The following is a 22,830-nucleotide window of genomic DNA, read 5'->3' on the forward strand; positions in this document are numbered from 1 at the left end:
TTTTATCTGTATTTATATACAGTAGTGGATATAAATACAGTATTCAACTCAGGGGTGTAGGAAAGACAGCAGTAAAGACAGTCATGGCAATGATGACTGAAGCAGCAGCCGTTATTGTGGCGTGAAATAATGGTGTGAGCAGAGGGAGTTACCCCGGCGGCTGGCCGGGGCAGAGGTTGTTGCAGCAATAATTGATCAGGCGTTGTTTACCATTCAATGCCGGCCTGAGCTTTAACCCCGGCTTTAAAGGCATGTTTTTCCATTTTCATATCGGTAACGGTATCGGCGTAGTCACGCATGGCGCTCGGTGCGCCACGACCGGTGAGGATCACGTTCTGGTGTGGCGGGCGGTTATCCAGTGCTGCTTTTAAGGTTTCCCAGTCGAGCAGCTTATAGGCCAGCATATAGGTGACTTCGTCAAACATGACGGTACGGAGGTCCGGGTTTTCCAGCATGGCTTTGGCTTTGGGCCAGACGGCATCCAGAGCACGCTGGTCGCGTTCTTTATCCTGAGTTTCCCAGGTAAAACCCGATCCCATAACTTCGTGCTGTAAACCGTCCAGCTGTTGCAGGATATTGGCTTCGCCACAGTCCCAGGTGCCTTTAATAAACTGCACGATACCGGCTTGATAGCCATGCCCCAGGGTGCGGATGACGGTACCGAAACCGGAGCTGCTTTTGCCTTTGCCGGTGCCGGTTAACACAATCACCACGCCGCGCTCTTCCTGAGCCCGTTCGATGGCGGCATCCACTTTGGCCTTGTGACGCGCCATCTTTTCTTTGTGGCGCTGGTTATCTTTATCTTGCTGGGCTTGTTGTTCGGGAGTAAGGGGGCTTTCTTGTTGGCTCATAATGACAGACTTCAGTGGTTAACAGGCATTCACAGAAGCCTCGACTATACTCGAAATGAGGGTAGTTCTCACTAATGCCTGATGGATATCGGGCCTGATCAGCAGGAGCCAGCTGTATGGAAGAGCAAACGCCGGATAATACCTCTTATACCGACCCGGACCCCGAGGAAACCCGGGAATGGATGGACGCCATTTATTCGGTTATTCGTGAAGAGGGGGTGGAACGGGCACATTACCTGATTGAACGCATCGCCGAGCGAGCTACCCGCGATGGCATGCCGCTGCCTTACGCCTTACATACGCCTTATCGCAATACTATCTCGGTAGAAAATGAAGCCCCGATGCCGGGGGATTTATTTATGGAGCGGCGCATTCGCTCCCTGATTCGCTGGAATGCCCTGGTGATGGTATTGCGTGCGAACAAAAAAGGCGGCGGTGATCTGGGCGGTCATATTTCCAGTTTTGCATCCAGTGCAACCTTATACGACGTTGGTTTTAATCATTTTTTCCGCGCCCCGGATGCCACTAATGAACAGTGCCCTCACGGTGATTTATTGTACTATCAGGGCCATGTGGCGCCGGGTATTTATGCCCGCTCTTATCTCGAAGGGCGGTTACAGGAGAGTGACCTGAGCCGGTTCCGCCAGGAAGCCCTGCAGCCGGGGCTGTCGTCTTATCCTCATCCGAAACTGATGCCGGATTATTGGCAATTTCCAACGGTGTCGATGGGTCTGGGGCCATTACAGGCGATTTATCAGGCGCATTTTATGCGTTATCTCTCGGCCCGGGGACTGGTGCCACGCAAAGATCGTAAAGTCTGGGCTTTTTTGGGCGACGGTGAATGTGATGAACCGGAAACGCTGGGGGCGATTGGTCTGGCTGGCCGGGAAAAACTGGAAAATCTGATTTTTGTGATTAACTGCAATCTGCAGCGTCTGGATGGTCCGGTACGGGGTAATGGCAAAATTATTCAGGAGCTGGAGGGACAGTTCCGCGGTGCGGGCTGGAATGTCATAAAAGTGGTGTGGGGACGTTTCTGGGATCCGCTGCTGGCAAAAGACAGTAAAGGTTTATTGCAGAAACGCATGGATGAAACCGTTGACGGCGAATTCCAGAATTATAAAGCCAAAGGTGGTAAATACACCCGCGAACACTTCTTTGAAAAATACCCGGAATTACAGGAAATCATTAAAGATCTGTCGGATGAAGATATTTATAAACTCAATCGCGGCGGCCATGACCCGTATAAAGTGTTTGCTGCGTATCAGGCGGCGATGAATCATAAAGGTCAGCCGACGGTGATTCTGGCCCATACCGTCAAAGGTTATGGCATGGGAGCGGAAGCCGAAGGTCAGAATCAGGCACACCAGGTGAAAAAACTGGATATCGAAAGTATCCGTGCTTTCCGTGACCGGTTTGATATTCCGGTCAGGGATGATGATTTACCGCATCTGCCTTTTTACCGGCCACCGGAAGACAGCCCGGAATTGCAATATATGCGTAAGCAACGGCAGAAGCTGGGCGGCTATTTGCCACAACGTAATGAAAACTGGACCGCGTTAACCGCGCCGGCATTATCTTTTTTTAAAGCTCAGCTGGAGGGAACCGGGGAGCGGGAAATTTCCACCACTATGGCCTTTGTGCGCATCATGTCGCTGCTGATTAAAGACAAAACCATGGGCGACCGGGTGGTACCGATTGTTCCGGATGAAGCCCGTACTTTTGGCATGGAAGGTATGTTCCGTCAGCTGGGTATTTATTCCTCAGAAGGGCAGTTGTATGAACCGGTCGATCAGGGCCAGATGATGGTTTACCGTGAGGATAAAAAGGGCCGTATTCTGGAAGAAGGGATTAATGAGGCCGGTGCATTTTCGGCCTGGATGGCAGCGGCCAGCTCCTACAGCACCAATGGCCTGGCGATGATTCCGTTTTATATTTATTACTCCATGTTTGGTTTTCAGCGGGTGGGGGATCTGGCCTGGGCTGCCGGCGATATGCAATGCCAGGGTTTTTTAATCGGTGCCACGTCCGGACGTACCACGCTGAATGGTGAAGGCTTACAACACCAGGATGGCCACTCTCATATTCTCGCCTCTACCATTCCGAATTGTGTCAGTTATGACCCAACCTATGCCTATGAGTTGGCGGTGATTATTCAGGATGGTTTAACCCGTATGTACGAGAAGAAGGAAAAAGTCTTCTATTACATCACCAGTCTGAATGAAAACTACGCTCACCCTGCTATGCCGGAAGGTGTGGAGGAAGGGATTCGGCGTGGTATTTATCGCTTACAACACAACGACAGCAGCGGGATAAAAATCCAGCTGCTGGGGTGTGGCTCTATTTTACGTCAGGTCGAACTGGCCGCGGCCTGGCTGCAGGATAACGGCGTCAGTGCCGATGTCTGGAGTGTTACTTCGTTTAATGAATTACGTCGCGATGGCCTGGCCTGTGAACGTCAGCAACTGTTGTCAGCCGGGCAACAAAACCCGAAAGCGTATGTCACTAAGCAGCTGGAAAATTCTGACGGCCCGATTCTGGCCACCACCGACCATATGAAGTCGTACGCGGAACAGATCCGGCCCTTTATTCCGGCGGGGCGTTGCTACCGCTGTTTAGGAACGGATGGCTTTGGCCGCAGTGATTCGCGCGAAAATCTGCGTCGTTTCTTTGAAGTGGACTGGCAACACGTTGCCTGGGCCGCAGGTGTGGAGCTGATGAAACAGGGGGAGCTGAACGCGGAGCAACTGCAGCAGTGGCGCAGCGAACTGAACATTGATGCCAGTAAACCCGATCCGCTGTACTCATAAGGAGGGATGAAGATGACAACAGAATTCAGAATCCCTGACTTAGGCGGTGCCAGTGACGTTGATGTGATCGAAGTGGCGGTTGTTGCAGGCGATCAGGTTGAGCCGGAACAAACACTGCTGGTACTGGAAACCGATAAAGCCAGCATGGAAATCCCGGCCGAGGCGGCCGGCACCGTGCTGGAATTAAAAGTGGCGGCTGGTGATAAGGTCAATGAAGGCGACGTCTTTATGGTGCTGGATGTGGCATCGGTGAACCAGGAAAATGAAGAACCATCCGCTCCATCAGCGGCTGCTAGCGAAATCCAGCAGGATAATGCAACTGCCGCAACAGCAGAACATCCACCTGCGTTGGTTGCTGAAAAGCAACCTGAGCCGGGCATACCGGAAAACCAGCCCGGGCATGGGGCACCATCCGCCAGCCGCAAGGTACATGCCGGGCCTGCCGTGCGTAAGCTGGCGCGCGAGTTGGGAGTCGATTTAACTCAGGTAACGGCATCCGGGCGTAAACAACGTATTACTAAAGATGATGTGCAGCGGTTTGTGAAGCAGCGCCTGGGTAGTGGTGCTGCAGCTGTTGCCGCTTCTGCTCAGGGCATTCCGGCCGTCCCTGAGGTGGATTTCAGCAAGTTCGGGCCAATACGCCAGGAACCGCTGAACAACATTAAGCGCGCTACCGCTAAAGCGATGACCACCGCCTGGCTTAATGTGCCACAGGTCACTCAGTTTGATCTGGCCGATATCACCGAACTGGAGAGCTACCGTAAGCAACAGAATGAGGTGTACAAGGCCCGGGGGATACGTTTCTCCATCGTGCCGTTTGTGCTGAAGGCGATTGCCAGGGTTATGCGCGAGTTTCCGCAATTTGGCGCGTCGCTGAGTGCGGATGGTGAATCACTGATCATCAAAGACTATGTTCATATCGGTGTGGCGGTGGATACGCCAAAAGGATTACTGGTGCCGGTGATTCACAACGTTGATCGCTTGTCTGTTACAGAAATCACACAGCTGCTTAATGAAAAAGCGCAATATGCACGCGAAGGTAAGCTAACCTTAAGGGATATGCAGGGCGGCTGTTTCAGTCTGTCCAGCCTGGGTGGCATCGGCGGAACAGCCTTTACTCCCATCGTTAATCCTCCGGAGGTCGCTATCCTGGGGTTATCGAAAGCGGAATTTAGACCGCAGTGGAATGGTCAGGAGTTTGTTCCACGGCTGATGTTGCCTTTATCGCTGTCGTATGACCACCGGGTTATTGATGGTGCAGAGGCGGCCAGATTCAGCCAGCGGCTGGTGGCTTGCCTGCAGGATCTTAGGAATGTGTTGATGTAAATCGGCCGACAATAATAAGCATCAGAGGTTGTTTGTCTATGCTCAAGGCACTTATGTGGCCAGCTATCAAATTTATGGGGCGGTTAAACTATGCCGCTAAATTTGGCCTGATCAGTTTTTTATTTACCCTTCCCCTGATTGTGCTCAGCGGACAGGTGTTCTTCGGTGCATTTGAAACGGTTAAAAAGACCGAAGCCGAGTTGCAGGGCATTCACACCATCGGTGAGTTGTTGCAGCTGGCCCATGCGGTGGAAGCCTACCGGGATCATGCTGCTGTGCTGCCGTTTCTCAGTGATGACGGATTACGTCAGCAGGTTGCTGAACACAAACTACAACTGGAACAGCGGATCAGCGACGCGATTAAACACGCTCCCAGCGATGAGTTACGTGAAAAACTCAAAGGATGGCAGGCGGACTACGGTGTACGCCTGAGCATTGAGGGGCAGAATCGGCAGACCATGTATTCCGGGCAATTACAGCATTATCAGACCGCGGTGGATAAACTGCATGCTCTGGTTCGTCAGTACAGTCAGATCAGTGGTTTATCGCTGGATGCTGATCCCTCAATTCAAAGTCTGGTGGCACTGTTGTTGAATGATATGCCGAAGGTATTTGATGCTGCCGGCAGTGCCCGGGCGCTGGGGATTTATGGTCTGTTAGAAAAATACCTCAAGTCGTCTACCTTCGATCTACTTAATGATACCTACGACAAACTGATTGCTGCTGAAGCCGTGATGGGCGTGGTGGTTTCCGCCGCTGATGAATCCGGTAGTCTGACGCTGGGAGAAACCGCTCGTGCTGCAAACAAAGCGCTGGAAAATATTCGTTTTAAACTCGATGATGAATTGATTTCTGCGGTATCAGTAGAAATGAAATGGCAACAGTTTTCGCAGTTTATGGAGCAGGAGTGGGCAGCATTATCGGCGATTGAAGAGCAGGCCATGCCGTTGATTAAAGCCAAACTGCAGCAACGGCTGGAAGGACAACAGAATAAAGTACGTAACTTTGTGATTGTTATTGGTGTGGTGTTGTCGGTTATTGCTTACCTTTATATCGCATTTTTTATGTCGATTCGTTACACCATCAAACACTTCTCAAAAACCGCCGGTTATATTGCTAACGGTGATCTGACCCAGGAAATCAGCTTTAACGGCAAAGATGAGATGGGACAGCTGCGGGATGCTTTTAATAATATGATCGCTAATATCCGTACCACGCTGGCGGCGGTGAAAGAGTCAGCAGCCTCGGTATCGGATAACGTCAATGATGTTGAAGGTATCGCGAACCGCAGTCGCGGTGCGGTGCAGAATCAGCTGGAACAAACCCATCAGGTATCGGATGCGTTAAGTGCGATGGTCGAGCGGGCTGTCACGGTGACCAGTCTGGCGGAAGCCGCAGAACAGGCCGCCCGCTCGGGGCAATTAAAGTCAGATGAAGCGGGTCAGATCGTGACTCAGGTAATGGGTGAGGTACAACGATTATCTCAGGAGATGGAGAACTCGATGGAGGCGGTAAATCGTCTGGCTGAGAACTCCAGCAGCATTTCCAGCATTCTGGAAACCATTAAGGGCATTGCTGAACAAACCAATCTGCTGGCGTTAAATGCGGCGATTGAAGCGGCGCGGGCCGGAGAGCAAGGGCGCGGTTTTGCCGTGGTGGCGGATGAGGTACGAACGCTGGCCAGCCGCACTCAGGGTTCGGCGCAGGAAATTGAAGAACTGATCAGTGATGTGCAGCAGAATATCGTCAGTGCGGTGGAAACCATGAAGGTGAATCGCGATATGGTGGAAACCACGGTAACTAACTCGGAACAGGTAGGAACCACCTTGTCTGAAATTCAGGCCAGCATGGGTGATATTCAGAGTAAAACCAACGATATCGTGGTGACGGCAGCGGAGCAGAAAGATAACGCTACCGCGCTGGAGACTAACCTGGAAGCCATTCGTCATGGTGGTGAAGAAACATCGGCTAATGCCGAAGGAACGGTGGAAGCGGTGCGTAAAACCCAGGCGATTACCGATTCGTTATCGCAGCGGGTGGATCAGTTTAAAGTGCACTGACTCGCTTGTGATGCTTTCAATAGCAAAATGCCGCAGTGACTGCGGCATTTTTTTGCGGAAAACTTCCCAACCGGTTTGGAATACACACAATTTAATAAATACATTTATAGGTGTTAAACAAGGTCGTGAGTGTTCGAGAATATCTGCGCCACGGCCTGCGGGTTGGATGGGAAAAACAGATGCAGGTAGCCCGCCGTTAATTGTTTACGACGGTAAATGGCTTCACCCGGAGCCGGGTGACGTGCGCGTTTGGCAAATATTAATGGTTGTTCTGAAGAGCGAGTGGCTGAGCGATGATGGGAATGGCCACGGATGTCACCTTCCGGCAAGGGTGCCGCTTGCATGCCCTGGCAGCCGCCACGATCACGCATTATGCCTTCACCGGTTAATAATCCCAGCAACCTGACGCCATCACCATGGAGTGGTTGTAATTGCTCCAGACAATACAAAAAACCGCCACATTCGGCCAGGATTGGTTTGTTGGCATTAAAAAAATCACGGATGGCGTCCAGCATTGGCTGATTCTGGCTGAGTTGCTCAAGATGAAGCTCAGGATAGCCACCGGGTAACCACAGGGCATCGGCATCGGGCAACTGCTGATCGTGCAGCGGGGAGAAAAACAATAACTCAGCCCCCATCTGCTGTAACAACTCCAGGTTGGCGCGATAAATAAAGCTGAATGCCGCATCCCGGGCGATGGCTATGCGCTGGTTGCGAAGCAGTGCCGGGGGTTGTTGTTGTGTTTGTGGCTGAAATTCCACGACACCACATTGTTGCAGGAAGTCATCAGGATTCAGTGCTGCCAGTTTATCGGCACCGTGATTCAGTTTCTGTTCCAGTTGTTGGGTTATTTCACTGGCCTGTACCAGGCCGAGATGGCGTTCCGGCAGACTGATGTCTTCATCGCGTTGCAGGGCGAATAATAAGGGCAGCGTATCCGGTAATGCTGCGTCGATCAGGTTGCGGTGATAATCACTGCCACAACGGTTGGCGATCAGTCCGGCAACCTGGATATCATCACGATAGCTGGCCAGGCCATATGCCAGTGCTGCGGCTGTTTGCGCCATACCGCTGACGTCCATTAATAACGCCAGAGGAATACCAAAGGTGGCCGCTAAATCGGCACTGGATGGATTGCCGTCGTACATGCCCATCGCGCCTTCAATCAGGATCAGGTCAGACTGTTGGCTGGCCAGATATAAACGCTGGCGGCAATAGGCCTCACCACACATCCATAAATCCAGCTGCTCAACCGGATGGCCACAGGCCTGCTCCAGTATTTGTGGGTCGAGGTAATCCGGACCGGTTTTAAAAATACGGACGGTTTTACCCTGACGGCTGAACCAGCGCGCCAGGATTGCCGTGACTGTGGTTTTACCCTGTCCGGAAGAGGGTGCCGTCAGGAATAAGGCCGGACATAACGATGGTTTCATATTATCTCTGATGGCGGCTTTGCCAGAGAATTTCACCACTCTCTGAACGTCGGGCCAGTACCCGCGCCATCACAAACAGCACGTCTGACAGGCGATTGAGGTAACGTAAAGCCAGCGGGCTGCTCGTTTCACTGGTGTTGAGTGCCACCAGTGAACGTTCTGCCCGGCGACACACGGTGCGTGCCAGATGGCAGGTCGCTGCGGCTTTATTGCCACCGGGAAGAATAAAGTCTTTCAGTGGTGGCAGGGTGTCATTTAACCCTTCCAGATGGTTCTCCAGATCGGTAATCAGCACTTCCTGCAGCGCATTAAAACCGGGTACGGACAACTCGCCACCCAGATCAAACAAATCGTGCTGCACCTGATGTAACAGAGCAATCAGCTCGTCGTTTTCATCCAGTTCAGCACGCAGCATACCGACCCAGGAGTTCAGCTCGTCGACATCGCCAATGGCATGCATGCGGGCACTGCTTTTGCTGACCCGTGAGCCATCGCCCAGTCCTGTTTCACCTTTATCGCCGGTTTTAGTGGCAATTTTAGAGAGTCGGTTGCCCATGGTGTTAACCTCAGAAGTTGTAGCGCGATTTTAGCATCCAGCTGCGCCGCGGTGCAGGATAGCCGGATATTGTTTCATATTCACGATCTGAAATGTTATCAAGTCGTAAACCGACGGTAAGGTCCTGAATCACACGATAGTTAATGCTTGCGTTAAATAAGCTGTAACTGGCTAAACGTTCTCCGCCATCGGATTTAGGAGAGCCTTCATAATAAATACCTTCCAGCTGCGTAGAAACTGCACCGCTGTAATAGCGGATGATGGCCTTACTGCTGCGGGGGGAAATACGGCTCAGACGTTTTCCGTTTCCATCATTCTTGGCATCAAGCCAATCCTGACTCAGTTGCGAATTTAGAGAACTGTTCCACTGGTGTTTCCAGACCAGAGAGACTGAATCAACACTGGATTTTCCGATGTTTTCACTTTTAAACGCGACAGGATTATAAGTAATCTTGTTGTTAAAAATTGCCCGTTGGCCATTTAACTTTAAAGAGCCGTTGTTGTACGGTCTGAGGTACCCTAATGACCAGATTCTGGAGCGCTCTGGCTCCAGCTCATCATTGCCGAACCCCGGGTAATACAAGTCATTAAATGTTGGTGTTCTGAAAGCAGTGGCTTGTCCGGCGGAAATAACATCTCCATTCTCAGCCGTCAGTACAACCTGTGTATTAAACGAGCGGAACTGGCCATAGCGATTGTTGTTATCATGACGAGCTCCTAATTCGACGGACGCAAAGCTGTTGGTGTAACGGTAGCCGGTAATAATGCCGGTGTTGTTGTCTTTTGACTCGTCGTAGTCTTTGCCGGATTCGCTGATATCTGTTGATTGATAGTCAGAACCCAAAATCACAGAATGTTGTGAATTAACACGGTAACGACCAATGAGGCTGGCCGTGTTTTTTGTAGTGGCAAATAAATCATCTGCAGAGCGTTTCTGATGATCCTTATAGTCCCAGCTGTTATCTTCGCTGCGACCAGCCGCTGCACTGATTGTTAATTTTTCTGCAACGATCTGATATCTGGCAGAAAGTGCCTGATTATCAAAGTCGGCGTTGTTGCCAAAGTTACCATCGTACTCGTAGTTACCTTTACTACGCTGATAATCGAGTGCCAGCTTTTGTTGTTTGCTGATTTCGATCGCGGCTCCACCTGCAATGCTGTAACGCTCATGACCGTCTTTGTCACTTTCGTCATCATCTTTGATGTCGTAGCCATCACTGGCATCGTGTTGTGCATTGAAATAAAGACTTGTACGACCAATGCTGGTGGCAGTTCTCAGGTTCAGCTCTCTGTTTTTATCACTGCCAAAGGCCGCGGTCAGCTGGCTGTTATCTGTCTCGTTTCGGGTAATAATATTAATCACACCACCCTGGGCATCCGCACCGTATAACGCACCACGCGCCCCCTGAATTATTTCAATCCGCTCTACCTGTTCCGGTGCAATCAGATTAAAAGCCGTTGTTCCGTTTGTGCCCGTTCCTACGCGTTCACCATTAATCAATACTGTAATACGCTTGTTATCCAGACCGTTGATATAAAGATTGGTGGTGTTCAGGCGGCCACCATTCTGAGTAAATTGGATACCTGACTCGAGGTTGAGTAACTCCGGCAGTGATTGAGCGTTGCTCATCTCAATATGCTCACGATCAATGATAATCAATTGTGCATCATTGATGGTGTTTTCAGGTAAGCGCGTTGCTGTAACGGTTTGCGTATCCAGCTGGGTTTCAGCATAAGAAAATGTTGCTGAGATCAGTCCGGAGAATAAGATCAGTTTTTTCATAAGAGTCCGATAGGATTTATCCAATCGGCGGGAATCAAAACAAGTAGCCTCTGTTTTGGCTACTTCTTCTGTATCGCCCACCGCAATACGAGTTGAACATTATCAGGCCGGTATCCGGGCTGACGGCCTGTTACACAGTTTGAAACCTGTAACGCCAACTGACGCCTTCCCATAACGGTTAAGTTACAGTGGCTGAGGTCAGTCGGATAGGCCGATCACCGTTGCGGGGGCAGCATTGGATTGCTTCAGCGGGAGCTGAATGACACCAATTTCCCGTTTAACTTGATCGAAGATCAGAGCACCTGAGGGGCGGCAGAATATCCGCTGGCTGAAAACTGGTCAAGTTTCAGTGTTTGTTACCAAAGTCTGAGGAGCGGGGGCATTAAGTGGTAAAACAATTTCAAAACAGGATCCACCATCCTTACCTGACCGGTAATTAAGTTGTCCCTGATGATGGGCGGTGATAATAAAATACGAGACTGATAACCCAAGGCCTGTGCCTTCTCCCACGTCTTTGGTGGTGTAGAAAGGTTCAAAAATATGTGGGATATCAGCGCTCTTAATCCCCGGGCCATTGTCTTCAACCTGGATCACAATTTGTTGCTGTTGTGGAGCTGGTGCAGACTGTTGCTGGAGGAAGGCGCGAATCTGAATAGCTGGTGTTTGTTGTTGGCTATCATCCAGCGCCTGTTGTGCGTTTTTGATCAGGTTAAGCAGTACCTGTTCAATTTCACTGGGTACGCATGCGACGTCAGGCAGCGTTTTTGGCAGTTCGGTGTTAATCCGAATGTGTTTCAGATCACTGTCGGTGGTTGCAATGGTCAGGCTGGTTGTTATCAGGTCGTGGATATTAATGTGGCGTTTCTGCAGGTGGTCATTACGGGCAAACTGAAGCATGGAGCGGATGATGGTGGCTGCCCGTTCGCCGGCTTGCTGGATATGATCAATAAACAGAAAAATCTGACGTTGCTGTAAATAATGTTGCAGTTTCTCAAGATCGAGCCCGTGTTGATTGGCTGCTTTCTGGTTGGCACTGAGGCCGGCTTGCAGACGACGGCGAATATTCTGCACATTTTGTAATATCGCTCCCAGCGGATTATTGATTTCGTGTGCCATACCAGCGGCCAGGCCGCCGACCGACATCATTTTTTCGCTCTGCACCATTATTTCTTCCATGCGCAGACGTACGCTGACATCGTCAATACGAATCACACGGTTCGCCTGGCGGGCGTGCTGAATCGGGTAAATTAACAGGTCACCCGTGATGTTTTGTCCCAGACTGGGCAGGGCTAAACGTTCAATTTTTTCTGGTTGCGGTAACTCGCGCTCAAACAGAATATTTTGTGTTTCCAGTTCCGGAATCAGTCGCACCAGCCGGTGACCCACCAGTTGCTGTGGGTCATGTTGTAACCATTCTCCGGCCTGTTGGTTGCATTGTACGATGCGCAGTTGTTCATCGACGGCAAAAATGGCCGAGGGCATGGCGTGAAGTATATTATCGAGCAGGCTCTGGGTATTTTTCAGCTGGGTTTCAATACCGCGGCGAATCGAAACTTCTTTGGCCAGGTGGTCATTGATACGACGGGTTTCATCCGACAACCGGGTTGCCCGCCAGCGGGCACTTTCTGCCTGGTGCCGGGCACTGCGCAAATCCCGGTGACGCTGTTCCCGCAGCCAGAAAATATCGTTCAGGGCATTGACCAGCGGCTGGATATCCGGATCACTGGCGCTCAGCTGCACGTCACCGTGAGGTTGTTCGGCCTGTTGCTGTAACTCCTGTAATAACGTGTCGTAAGGAGAGCGTTGCCAGCGGCGGATTGCCAGATACAGCAGAAAACACAGCAACGCTGACAAGGAAACAACAAACAGGGTGGTTGTCAGGGTATCGAGCAGAAAAAAGCCGGGCAGGGAGGCACGGTTAATAATAGCCAGAGTAAAACGCTGTGGTTTGCCCTGTAGATCGTGATAACTGAGCGGAAACAACATCTGCCGGCCGTCGGTTGGCTGGGATTCTTCCGCCAGGTGGGCGTTAAGTTGGGGTGTTAACGTGTGTTGGTAGCTGTGAATCAAGCGTTGTTGCTGGTCGTTATACAGTGCGGCTTCGTCTATCTGATAATGTTGGGTCATGCGTTGCAGCATGGTTTGTAGTACCAGCAGATCGGCATGGTGACTGAGCTCGGTCTGCAGTATGCCGGCCATGATCTGGCTTACCTGAGGCGCCAGTTGCTGACGGCCAATACGATCGGCAGCGGCAATATAAGACAAGGTCGCAATGAGGATCACACTGCTGATCGTCAGCAGGGTGGCGAATATGGCTTTTTGCCGTGCCAGCATCATTCGTTGCGGCTCCGCTCGCCCAGCTGTTGTAACCAGTATTCGCTGTGGGGTAACGACAACTGATGTTTCTGCGCCTGCTGTAATAAAAAGCCGGTAATGTAGTTCAGTTCAGTGGGGCGCTGATTTAACACATCCTGTAGCGATGATGAGAGATTATTCGCAGTGGCTTGTGCGACTTCGGCGGCGCGCTGAGCTAAGGAAAAATCCAGTGACCAGCCAAGTTGCTGATATAACCACTGAATTTCATTCGCCAGAAGGGTCATCTGGCGGGAATAATCCGCATTGCTGAGCAGTTCGCCATTACGGCACTGAAGGACTGCCGTCATTGGGTTTATCACTGCATTAATGGCCAGCTTGGCGCGCATACGGGTATGGATGTCACTGACACTCCGGGTGTTCGGCAATGCCGGAGCGGGAATCCGGTCTTGCTCAGACCAGCGGCCGATGCAGGTTTCTCCACAACCGGCCCAGATAACCTGTTGCTGGCTTGAGCGATAAGCCCCTTCGGTGGAAATACCCACCCACAATTGTGGTGCCTGGCTGAATTGGCTGAGCCATTCAGCAACCTGTTGTTGCTGACCCATACCATTCTGCAGCAGCAGGATATTGTTTATTCGTGGCAGGTCGGGCTGCAACGGACGCAGAGCGTTCAGGGTGTCAGCCGCTTTGGTGGTTATCACCAGCCAGTCTGTCGGGGCATGGTCCCAGTGGGGTAATAACAAGGTGTGGTTGGCACCTTGCTGGTCCTGTATCCGGCGTTCACAGCCTTGTTGACTGCGGCTGAGGCAGAAAAGTCGCTGGCTTCGCCAGTGCCAGGCCATCAGGGTTCCGATGGCCCCCATGCCAAGCAGTGTGATGCTGGCAGCAGGCGGGTTGCGGGGGTGTGGCGCGGCGGAAGTGGAAACGGCAGTAGTCATGTGCCGATTATAAGGTGGCTTTAGCCGGAACCGGAAGTCAGTAACGCGTCCGCCGCCGTTTCCGGTGGATTGTCAGCTGTAGCGCTGTCCAGCTTATCGGCTGCTGCAGGCCGGGCTGCTGCCGGGGGTTGTGGAGACCACAACGCCAACAATTTATTCAGCAACGACGCCGGATGATCGGCAGGCAGATTACGCAGCCACAGCCGTAAGCGGCTTTCGTCTTCACCCACCAGTCTGGTGATGTCATCCAGATGGGCACCACGTTCCCGTAATAACCAGACCACCACCGGCATCAGCCGGTGGAAATGGCGGCGATTGATCGGGTTGGTCATGTGTTCAACACTGACGTCAAACCGTTCAGCAACCAGTTGACAGGCATCGTTAAACAGCCGTTGCAGATCGTCATTGCTGCGGGCTGCCTGACTCAGGGCTTGTTTTTTCATAAAGCGGCTGATGAATTCATCCCGTGCCAGCGCCTGATACGTGGGGTGGCTGCCATGTTGCAGGTCCAGTGTTTTGTTATGAGGTTGTTGCATCACACTGTCGTAGCGTTGTGCGCGGTTATGGCGGCTGTTGCATAGCAGATTCAGCATCGGTTCCACGTCTAACCAGGCGGGGGGTGTCAGTGCGCGATAGTGGCGATCGCTGCTCCAGGGATACAGGCTGGCGTCGGAAACCCGCCGGCTGGTTTCCGGCCAGCGGTGCAGTTGCATGATCAGGTCGGTGAGGTAAGCACGCTCATCCACCAGTAACACGATACCCTGGTCAGACAATAACTGCCGGCGCTTGTGCCAGCAGCGCTCGTGCATATCGTCAAAAGCGATCTGGATGTCGTCCATCACTTCTGTCCAGTCGCGATCACACTGCATCACAAATTGCATCTGATGTTCATCGAACACGTAGGCCAGTAGCCGGGTCTGTTTGATGCCTGCAAGAATCTCCACCCCGTATCCGTATTCCAGTACTGAGTGAAAAATGGCCTGGTCTTTCGCTCCGCGCACCGAAAAATAATAACTTCCGGCGCCGTGCAGTGTCATTTTGGTTTCCATAGCCAAAAAGGTAGCTGAGTTTTATGCAAATGCCAGTGTCGGTGGCAACCACATTCCGTGTTACAGTGCGGCGGTTAAATTTTGATTGTGTGAATGCAGGAGTAAGGCCATGCCTTCATTTGATGTGGTATCCGAAGTGGATAAACACGAAGCCCAGAATGCGGTCGATCAGGCCAATCGCGAGTTATCTACTCGTTTTGACTTTAAAGGTGTGAATGCCAGTTTTGAACTGAAGGATTTTATTGTCACGCTGACGGCGAATGAAGAGTTCCAGATTGAACAGATGAAACCCATGCTGGAAGGCGCCATGATCAAACGCAAAATTAAAGTCAGTTGTCTGGAGTACAGCGACTGTGTGGGTGCCGGGAAGCAGGTAAAAGTAACCGCGACTATGCGTCAGGGTATTGATAAAGAACTGGCGAAAAAAATGGTAAAGCTGGTTAAAGACAGCAAGCTGAAAGTTCAGGCTGCGATTCAGGGCGAGATGGTGCGGGTGACCGGTAAAAAACGTGATGATCTGCAGGATGTGATGGCGTTGTTCCGTTCTGATGAGTCGATTCAGATGCCGTTGATGTTTAAAAACTTTAAAGATTAATGATGGCGCTTTCCCGGTCAGCAGGAAGCTGGCGTGAAGCCTTATTGGTGTATTTCCGCAAACCGGTGATAGTGATTGCACTGCTGGGTTTTTCGGCTGGTTTACCGTTTTTATTGGTGTTCACTACATTGACGGCCTGGTTACGGCTGGAAGGGATTGAACGTACCTCGATTGGTTTTTTTGCCTGGGTCGGTCTGACTTATTCGGTCAAAATATTCTGGGCGCCGGTGGTTGACCGGCTGAAGATTCCGCTGTTAACCAAAGCGTTTGGCCAGCGGCGCAGCTGGATTCTGATTGGTCAGCTGGGGATTGTGGCGGGGTTGCTGGTGATGAGTCACTGGCATCCGCCGCAGTCGCTGTTATGGCTGGCGGCAGCAGCCGTGCTGGTGGCCTTTTCATCCGCTACCCAGGATATCGCGCTGGATGCTTATCGCATTGAAATTGTCAAAGATACGATGCAGGGTGCGATGTCGGCGGCGTATATCTTTGGTTATCGTCTGGCGTTATTGGTTGCCGGGGCCGGTGCTTTGTACCTGGCCAGCTGGGGAGACTGGCCAACGGCCTACAGCATCATGGCAGCATTGGCGGCACTGATGGTGCTGGTGACGTTATGGGCAGACGCTACGGTGCGCAAGAGTGCCCAGCAGCGAGCTGCAGATGAAGCTCTGATGGTCGATCAGGTGATGGGCCGGCCTATGCATCTGGCTCAACGCCCGGCCTGGCAGCGCTGGTTGTTAGGGGCGGTGATTTGTCCGTTTCTGGAGTTTTTTCAGCGCAATGGTGCCTTTGCGTTATTAATTCTGTTGTTTATTGCGCTGTTCCGCCTCAGTGATATCACCATGGGGATCATGGCGAATCCGTTTTATATCGACCTTGGTTATAGCGAAGAAGAAATGGCCAATGTGGCGAAAATATTCGGTTTCTTTATGACCATTGCCGGTTCGGCATTGTGTGGCGTGCTGGTGGTGCGTTACGGCATCTTGCGGCCATTATTGTTGGGCGCTGTGCTGGTCTCTGCCACCAACCTGCTATTTGCGCTGCTGGCTGTGCAGGCTGGTCTGGATATGGGCACTCAGCTGAAGCCATCGCTGGCCTGGCTGGCGCTGGTGATCAGTGCTGATAATCTCAGTGGGGGTATCGCCAGTACGGCTTTTATTGCTTACCTGTCCAGTCTGACCAATCGCAGTTATACCGCCACGCAATACGCCTTGTTCAGCTCGCTGATGACCTTACCCGGTAAGTTTATCTCGGGTTTTTCCGGCTGGGTGGTCGACAGCTCAGGTTACACCGAGTTTTTTATTCTGGCATCGGTGTTGGGGATTCCGGCGATTGCGCTGGTGGTGGTGCTGATGTGGCATCACCGTCAGGAGGAACAACAAAAGCGCTCTGCAGAGCTGTGATCACAACGGGCCTGTCGTCAGCGACAGGCCCGTTATTGAGATGTGATGTTGTTGAGGCGTGATAAAAGGTTCAGCCTTTGCCCCGTGTGCGGGTACGGTTTGAGCGGGCATTTTTTTCGATAAACTCGATAATTTTGCCCGCGACATCAATACCGGTGGAGCGTTCGATACCTTCAATACCGGGGGAAGAGTTTACTTCCATCACCACCGGACCGCGGTTAGAACGCAGAATATCCACCCCGGCGACATTCAGTCCCATGGCTTTGGCTGCTTTTACTGCGGTGGCACGTTCTTCCGGAGTGATGCGGATCACTGAGGCGGTACCACCGCGGTGCAGGTTAGAGCGGAATTCGCCTTCCTGTGCCTGGCGTTTCATCGCCGCCACGACCCGATCACCGACCACCAGACAGCGAATATCGGCACCACCGGCTTCTTTAATGTATTCCTGCACCATGATGTTAGCTTTCATCCCCAGGAAGGCTTCGATCACACTTTCGGCAGCTTTTTTGGTTTCCGCCAGTACCACACCAATACCCTGGGTACCTTCCAGCAGCTTGATCACCAGCGGGGCTCCGCCGACCATTTTGATCAGGTCAGGAATATCATCCGGGCTGTGAGCAAAGCCGGTAATCGGTAAACCAATGCCTTTGCGCGACATCAGTTGCATCGAGCGCAATTTGTCGCGTGAGCGGCTGATCGCTACAGATTCGTTCAGCGGGTAAACGTCCATCATCTCAAACTGACGCAATACCGCTGTACCATAAAACGTAATCGAAGCACCGATACGAGGCACCACCGCATCGAACGACGGTAACTCCTCGCCCTGGTAATGAATGCTGGGATCGCTGCTGTTAATGTTCATATAACAGTGCAGCGTATCCAGCACCTGAACTTCATGGCCGCGTTCTTCGGCGGCCTCTACCAGGCGCCGGGTGGAATACAGCTTGCTGTTGCGTGATAAAATTCCGATTCTCATCCTTTTTTGTCTCCTGCAAATGATTGAGACACATCGACAATAAAGCGGCCGCTTAATGCTTTACGGCCAATTAACACCGGGTACGTCATATTGCCACGGTGGCTTAAGGTAACTTCCGTTGTGAATTGCTGGCCAGCTAACGTAATACTGGCTGCGATAACATAACGATGGCTGGTCTGGCCATTGGAGCTGGTCACGTGACGCTGAGTCAGTACCGGGGCTTCACACAGGCGATCAATACGCGCCTTGTTGCTGTCAAACAACACATGAAAACGCACCCAGTCGTTACCATCCCGCTGAAACACCTCAATGCGTTCAGCGTGCAGGCTGCTGCTGCAGGCGCCGGTATCGACCTTGGCTTTGCAATCAATATCCAGATCATCAAAAGCAATGCGTTCGATAAAACCCAGGGTCTGTTTAGTCGTCATCGTCATAGTTGTTATCGTTTCCTTGTTCTGCAACAGAAGCAGCGGTAGATGCGCTGAAGTATACGTTACGCTTTTTCAGACCTGTAAGGTATAGCAACCAGGCTTTTTCTAACGGGCTTTGGGCCGCTTGTTGGCCCTGACAAACCTCAACAAAACGTGCTTCCTGCTCATCCCGGGGCTGGCAATCGCCCTGATGCAGTGCTTTTAACGCGTTACCGTACTGCTCCAGAAGGTCTGCCTGATTGCGGCTGAAGTCACCGGAGCGGGCAAAGCCGTATGGATAGTTAGCGTCATCGAAAAAACGTCCGTAACCGCTGAAACTGGTTTGTGTTGTCATAATGGGATGTTATCCACAATAGCCGAAAAAACGCCGCGGAGTATGGTGATGTGCTGCGGACGGGTAAAACGAAAAAAATTGATCGACACGAAAAGCAATTTTGTTTTAAAAAGGCGTTATGGATACCGAATTATTGCGAACATTTACTGAGGTTGCGCGTACCCGTCATTTTGGCCGGGCGGCGGAAAACCTCTATCTGACTCAGTCGGCGGTCAGCTCCCGGGTGCGTCAGCTCGAAGGGTTGCTGGGTGTTGAGTTATTTACCCGGCAGCGTAACAACATCCGTCTGACCCCAGCGGGCGAAAAGCTTATGCCTCTGGCTGAGAACAGCCTGCTGCTGGTGCAGCGTATGCGTCAGGAAGTTGCCTTAAGTGATGATAAACAGAAGCAGCTGTCCGTAGGCGCAACGCCCAATTTATGGGATGCCTTTCTGCAACATGAATTGTTACGTCTGATTAAAGAGCAGCCGGAGCTGGCATTTAATGCCGTGGCGCACAGCGGCAACACGCTGATTCGTCAGGTCATGGAGCACTCACTGGATCTGGCATTTGTATTTGATGCACCCAAAGTGGATGAACTGATTACCCGCGAAGTACTGATGCTGGAATTGTATCTGGTCAGCTCTCTGCCGTGTGATAACTGGCAGCAGGCGTTGCGGGATGCGTATGTGCTGGTGGACTGGGGAGTATCGTTTCAGATGCAGCAGGCCCAGTCTTGCCCGGTGGAAGCGATGCCTATTCTGCAAACCAATACTGGCCGGATCGCATTGGATTGTGTATTAAATAAACCCGGTTGTGCCTATCTGCCACTGAGCCTGGCACAACCCTTTATCGACTCCGGTCAGCTGACGGTGTTGCACCAGGCGCCGGTATTGCAACGAACCCTGTACGCCAGTTACAGCAGCAGTCATGCAAGCCCGGCATTGTTAGAAAAATTGATTGGTCAGCTGTGTCTGCGTGAACCTATTGCGGCGCCGTCGCTGGCCCCCACTGATCTTTCTGATGACAGGAGCAGCTTATGACGCGGGCCTGGATTGTGACGCAAACAGGGGGCCCGGAGGTGATGCAGCCGGGGGAAATCGTGTTAGCCGAATTGCAGCCGGGTGAGGTAAAAATCCGGGTATGTGCCGCCGGCTTTAATCCGGTTGATACCAAAATCCGTGCCGGTCTGGCACCCATTATTAATACAGCGGGTGTGCTGGGCTGTGATGTCAGTGGCGAGGTGATTGCGGTCGGGAACGGTGTTGATCATCTGGCTGTGGGTGATGCAGTGTATGGCTGTGCCGGCGGGGTGAAGGGAAGCGGCGGCGCGCTGGCCGAAGAAATGGTGTGTGATGCCGACTTACTCGCCAGAGCGCCGCAATCGTTGTCGTTGGCGCAGGCCGCGGCTATTCCATTGGTCGCCATCACAGCGTTTGAGGCGTTGCAGCGCCTGGTGATCAGCAGTGAGGATAAACTGTTAGTGTTGGGGGCCTCCGGTGGCGTGGGGCAGTGGGCCGTTCGTCTGGCGCAGAAAGAGGGCATCGCCGTTTATGGCAGTGCCGGCAATGATGAGCGGCTGGCGCAGTTGCAACAACAAGGGGTTACAGCAGCGTTGCATGATGACGTGGCGGCCCTTGTTAACGGCGGGTTCGACAAGGTGCTGGATACCTTTGGCGGCGACAGCTTTCAGCAAGCGTTAAGCGTGGCGGCTCCGTATGCCCAGGTCGCGACGATTAATGCGCGCAACACTTACGACCTGACTCAGGCGCATGTGAAATCCCTGACGATTCATGCCATTTTTATGCTGTTGCCGTTGTTAACTGGTAATGGGCGTAAGGCTCATGGTGAGTTTCTGGCGGAGTTGAGTGACAGCATCGATGCCGGTTTGATTCAGGTGCCTGAAGCTGACGAAAAGCGGATGTCGGATGTCGCTGGTATCCACCGCGCTTACGAAGCCGGTGAGTTAAAAAATAAAGTGGTGATGAAAGCGGAGCTTTGATTTCAAATAGCCACTTAATCTCGGTTGTTTTTCAAAACAGCAGCATGGAGCTGCGTACCATCGCCGGAGCCATAGATGGCGATTGCGATGGGTGTGACTGAAAAATAACTGGGATTGAGCGGTACGTTATCGAAACGAATACTGCTGAAAAGAACCGAACATCTTTCAGCCACAGGATCGAAAGTTCGTCCCTGAACCACGATCCTACCGCTGCATCCTGCAGCTGCTTTTGAAAGATATTCGATTCTTTTTTAATAACGCGAAATAATTTACTCAATGCCCAGCATTTTGTGGGTTTGCAAACTCAGTTTCCACTCAGGGTGTTTTAAGCAGAAATCCACTGCTTTCTGAGTATTGGTTTTCGAAAGACCTTCTTTCGCCCCTTCTAACTGAGCATCCAGGCCTTTATCACTGGCAAAAACAACCGGTTGATAATCGGCCATCGGCTGTAAATAACGATGATCCGCTTCGATATAGTCAAACCGTTCAGGCATGGCATCCGGTTGTGGATACACCAGCTTTAATTCGTCGCAGCGAATCAGGTCAATCTCGGACTTGCCTTTCGGACTCAGGCAAATCCAGTCGATACCCGCTGGTGCAGGCAGGGTGCCATTGGTTTCAACGGCCACTTCAAAACCCTGCTGGTGCAAAGCATCAATCAAAGGCTCATCCAGTTGTAACAGAGGTTCCCCCCCGGTACAGACAACATAGGGTTTAGCGACTTTATTACCGGTCGCGCCAGGCCAGAGGTCGGCAATTTGCCGGGCCAGGGCTTCGGCGCTGTATTGACCGCCGAGCTGGCCATCAGTGCCCACAAAATCGGTATCGCAGAAATCGCAGATGGAAGCTGCACGGCTGTCTTCGCGACCATTCCATAAATTACATTTACTGAAGCGGCAGAACACCGAAGGGCGCCCGGCCTGAGCGCCTTCGCCTTGCAGGGTGTAAAAGATCTCTTTGACCCGGTACCGCTTCTCTTTCGTTCGATTGCCTGATTGAGGAGCGGGCATCAGGCTGTCTCGTACGGAAGCGGGTCGGTGGCATTGTTCTTTTCAAACGCTTCCAATCGTTCGACGCAAGAGCCACATTTACCACAGGCTTTGTCACGGCCGTTGTAGCAGGTCCAGGATTTGCCGTAGTCGAGACCCATTGCCAGGCCATCGGCCAGAATCTCGATTTTATCGCTGTCTAAATAAGGCGTCACGATATCCACCGGCTCGTAGTTGGCCAGCTTGGCGACTTTATTCATAGCGTGAACGAAGTCAGGCCGACAATCCGGGTAGATGGCATGGTCGCCGGAGTGGGCGCCGTAGAACACCTTATTGGCGCCAATATCGACGGCGTAACCAATCGCAAGTGAAAGCAGAATCATATTGCGGTTAGGCACCACGGTCGACTTCATATTGGCGGCTTCGTAGTGACCCTCAGGGATGTCTTTATCCGACGTCAGGGAAGAACTCTGCAATAGCTGATTGATGGCGGTGATATCGATGATCTTATGGCGGATATCCAGCTCGGCGCAGACTCGTTTAGCGAACTCAATTTCTTTGGAGTGCTTCTGGCCGTAATCAAAGGTCAGGGCGTACAGCTCATAGCCGTCTTGCTGAGCCTTATTCAGAATAGTGAAGGAATCCATGCCGCCGGAATAGATAACGACGGCCTTTTCAGCTGCTGTAGCAGACATAAACAGGTCTCTCTTTTATTACTAAGATGCTGAAACAGAGAACAGTCCGAATCAGGGCACGGGATTGTGTACCGCCGACAAGTATACGTTCTTTATAGAAGCAGTGCTAAAACTCAGCGGTCGGAGGAGAAAGGACAAATTTCATCTTGCTGTAAAAAACTTACAAAAAGGTGTTGACGGCTTTTTCTATGTCTGTAGAATGCGCCGCTCCTGATCGCTGAGGGCGAAAAGGAAAGCCAGACGGAACTGGTTAAGTGCTTGTTTTTAAATAACTTTTTAAAAATAACTGCTTGACACGCTGGCTTGGT

20 protein-coding genes and 1 riboswitch are annotated in these 22,830 nt (G+C 51.8%); of the genes, 7 read left to right on the forward strand and 13 right to left on the reverse strand.

Annotation, left to right across the window (positions count from 1 at the left end):
- Window positions 1–206: 206 nt before the first annotated feature.
- Window positions 207–851, reverse strand: a complete 645-nt coding sequence (gene cobO, locus ACFOMG_RS15820; RefSeq protein ID WP_376868052.1) for a cob(I)yrinic acid a,c-diamide adenosyltransferase — start codon at window positions 849–851, stop codon at window positions 207–209.
- 116 nt (window positions 852–967) lie between these two features.
- On the opposite strand from cobO, the gene aceE reads away from it, so the two are divergent.
- From aceE to ACFOMG_RS15835, 3 genes are read left to right on the forward strand one after another with little or no spacing between them, the layout of a single operon-like run.
- Window positions 968–3,661 carry a pyruvate dehydrogenase (acetyl-transferring), homodimeric type gene (aceE, locus tag ACFOMG_RS15825; protein WP_376868054.1) on the forward strand — a complete coding sequence of 898 codons (2,694 nt, stop codon included), beginning with the start codon at window positions 968–970 and terminating at the stop codon, window positions 3,659–3,661.
- Between the two features lie 12 nt (window positions 3,662–3,673).
- A complete protein-coding gene (locus ACFOMG_RS15830) occupies window positions 3,674–4,987 on the forward strand; it encodes a 2-oxo acid dehydrogenase subunit E2 (RefSeq protein ID WP_376868055.1) in 1,314 nt (437 codons plus the stop codon).
- A 38-nt stretch (window positions 4,988–5,025) separates the two neighbouring features.
- Window positions 5,026–7,047 (forward strand): methyl-accepting chemotaxis protein, encoded by a 2,022-nt coding sequence (locus ACFOMG_RS15835; protein WP_376868056.1) that lies wholly within the window; start codon window positions 5,026–5,028, stop codon window positions 7,045–7,047.
- Between the two features lie 113 nt (window positions 7,048–7,160).
- On the opposite strand, the gene ACFOMG_RS15840 is transcribed toward ACFOMG_RS15835, so the two are convergent.
- The 6 genes from ACFOMG_RS15840 to ACFOMG_RS15865 form a co-directional block, all read right to left on the reverse strand.
- Window positions 7,161–8,480, reverse strand: a complete 1,320-nt coding sequence (locus tag ACFOMG_RS15840) for a cobyrinate a,c-diamide synthase (RefSeq protein ID WP_376868057.1) — start codon at window positions 8,478–8,480, stop codon at window positions 7,161–7,163.
- A gap of 1 nt (window position 8,481) precedes the next feature.
- Window positions 8,482–9,036, reverse strand: coding sequence for a cob(I)yrinic acid a,c-diamide adenosyltransferase (locus ACFOMG_RS15845; RefSeq protein WP_376868058.1), 555 nt, complete (start codon window positions 9,034–9,036; stop codon window positions 8,482–8,484).
- A 10-nt stretch (window positions 9,037–9,046) separates the two neighbouring features.
- Complete coding sequence (locus tag ACFOMG_RS15850; protein ID WP_376868059.1) at window positions 9,047–10,900, reverse strand: TonB-dependent receptor domain-containing protein; 1,854 nt, start codon at window positions 10,898–10,900, stop codon at window positions 9,047–9,049.
- 7 nt (window positions 10,901–10,907) lie between these two features.
- Window positions 10,908–11,140, reverse strand: a riboswitch (cobalamin riboswitch).
- Window positions 11,141–11,158: 18 nt separating this feature from the next.
- Window positions 11,159–13,156, reverse strand: a complete 1,998-nt coding sequence (locus ACFOMG_RS15855) for a two-component system sensor histidine kinase NtrB (RefSeq protein ID WP_376868060.1) — start codon at window positions 13,154–13,156, stop codon at window positions 11,159–11,161.
- Window positions 13,153–14,073 (reverse strand): ketopantoate reductase family protein, encoded by a 921-nt coding sequence (locus tag ACFOMG_RS15860; RefSeq protein WP_376868062.1) that lies wholly within the window; start codon window positions 14,071–14,073, stop codon window positions 13,153–13,155. The genes ACFOMG_RS15855 and ACFOMG_RS15860 overlap by 4 nt, the downstream gene beginning before the upstream one ends.
- A gap of 20 nt (window positions 14,074–14,093) precedes the next feature.
- The gene (locus ACFOMG_RS15865) at window positions 14,094–15,110 is read right to left on the reverse strand and encodes a hypothetical protein (protein WP_376868063.1); all 1,017 of its coding nucleotides are present in this window, start codon (window positions 15,108–15,110) and stop codon (window positions 14,094–14,096) included.
- A 121-nt stretch (window positions 15,111–15,231) separates the two neighbouring features.
- Here ACFOMG_RS15865 and ACFOMG_RS15870 point away from each other — a divergent pair, with 121 nt between their 5' ends.
- Together ACFOMG_RS15870 and ACFOMG_RS15875 are read left to right on the forward strand one after the other, a co-directional pair.
- Window positions 15,232–15,717, forward strand: a complete 486-nt coding sequence (locus ACFOMG_RS15870) for a YajQ family cyclic di-GMP-binding protein (RefSeq protein ID WP_376868064.1) — start codon at window positions 15,232–15,234, stop codon at window positions 15,715–15,717.
- Window positions 15,717–17,117 carry an AmpG family muropeptide MFS transporter gene (locus ACFOMG_RS15875; protein ID WP_376868066.1) on the forward strand — a complete coding sequence of 467 codons (1,401 nt, stop codon included), beginning with the start codon at window positions 15,717–15,719 and terminating at the stop codon, window positions 17,115–17,117. The genes ACFOMG_RS15870 and ACFOMG_RS15875 overlap by 1 nt, the downstream gene beginning before the upstream one ends.
- A gap of 70 nt (window positions 17,118–17,187) precedes the next feature.
- Here ACFOMG_RS15875 and rimK read toward each other — a convergent pair whose 3' ends face one another.
- Genes rimK through maoP form a run of 3 tightly spaced genes read right to left on the reverse strand, consistent with a single transcriptional unit; the run spans window position 17,188 to window position 18,858 of the window.
- Window positions 17,188–18,093: a 30S ribosomal protein S6--L-glutamate ligase gene (rimK, locus tag ACFOMG_RS15880; protein ID WP_376868067.1), complete on the reverse strand. Its 906-nt coding sequence runs from the start codon at window positions 18,091–18,093 to the stop codon at window positions 17,188–17,190.
- Window positions 18,090–18,521 (reverse strand): ATP-dependent zinc protease family protein, encoded by a 432-nt coding sequence (locus tag ACFOMG_RS15885; protein WP_376868068.1) that lies wholly within the window; start codon window positions 18,519–18,521, stop codon window positions 18,090–18,092. Before ACFOMG_RS15885 ends, rimK begins: the two co-directional genes overlap by 4 nt.
- The gene (maoP, locus tag ACFOMG_RS15890; RefSeq protein WP_376868070.1) at window positions 18,511–18,858 is read right to left on the reverse strand and encodes a DUF413 domain-containing protein; all 348 of its coding nucleotides are present in this window, start codon (window positions 18,856–18,858) and stop codon (window positions 18,511–18,513) included. The genes ACFOMG_RS15885 and maoP overlap by 11 nt, the downstream gene beginning before the upstream one ends.
- 118 nt (window positions 18,859–18,976) lie before the next feature.
- Between maoP and hdfR the strand changes: the two genes are divergently transcribed.
- Both hdfR and ACFOMG_RS15900 read left to right on the forward strand, forming a co-directional pair.
- Window positions 18,977–19,879 (forward strand): HTH-type transcriptional regulator HdfR, encoded by a 903-nt coding sequence (hdfR, locus tag ACFOMG_RS15895; RefSeq protein ID WP_376868072.1) that lies wholly within the window; start codon window positions 18,977–18,979, stop codon window positions 19,877–19,879.
- On the forward strand, window positions 19,876–20,838 hold the full coding sequence (locus ACFOMG_RS15900; protein WP_376868074.1) for an alcohol dehydrogenase catalytic domain-containing protein: 963 nt from the start codon (window positions 19,876–19,878) through the stop codon (window positions 20,836–20,838). The genes hdfR and ACFOMG_RS15900 overlap by 4 nt, the downstream gene beginning before the upstream one ends.
- Window positions 20,839–21,107: 269 nt before the next feature.
- Here ACFOMG_RS15900 and queE read toward each other — a convergent pair whose 3' ends face one another.
- The 3 genes from queE to ACFOMG_RS15915 form a co-directional block, all read right to left on the reverse strand.
- Window positions 21,108–21,848: a 7-carboxy-7-deazaguanine synthase gene (gene queE / locus ACFOMG_RS15905; protein ID WP_376868075.1), complete on the reverse strand. Its 741-nt coding sequence runs from the start codon at window positions 21,846–21,848 to the stop codon at window positions 21,108–21,110.
- Entirely contained in the window at window positions 21,848–22,522 is a 675-nt protein-coding gene (queC, locus tag ACFOMG_RS15910) for a 7-cyano-7-deazaguanine synthase QueC (protein ID WP_376868076.1), read from the reverse strand. Before queC ends, queE begins: the two co-directional genes overlap by 1 nt.
- Before the next feature lie 113 nt (window positions 22,523–22,635).
- Window positions 22,636–22,830 (reverse strand): hypothetical protein (locus tag ACFOMG_RS15915; protein ID WP_376868078.1); only part of this gene is annotated, 195 nt, incomplete at its 5' end.

Source organism: Bacterioplanoides pacificum, assembly GCF_042648445.1.
Taxonomy (GTDB): Bacteria; Pseudomonadota; Gammaproteobacteria; order Pseudomonadales; family Oceanobacteraceae; genus Bacterioplanoides; species Bacterioplanoides pacificum.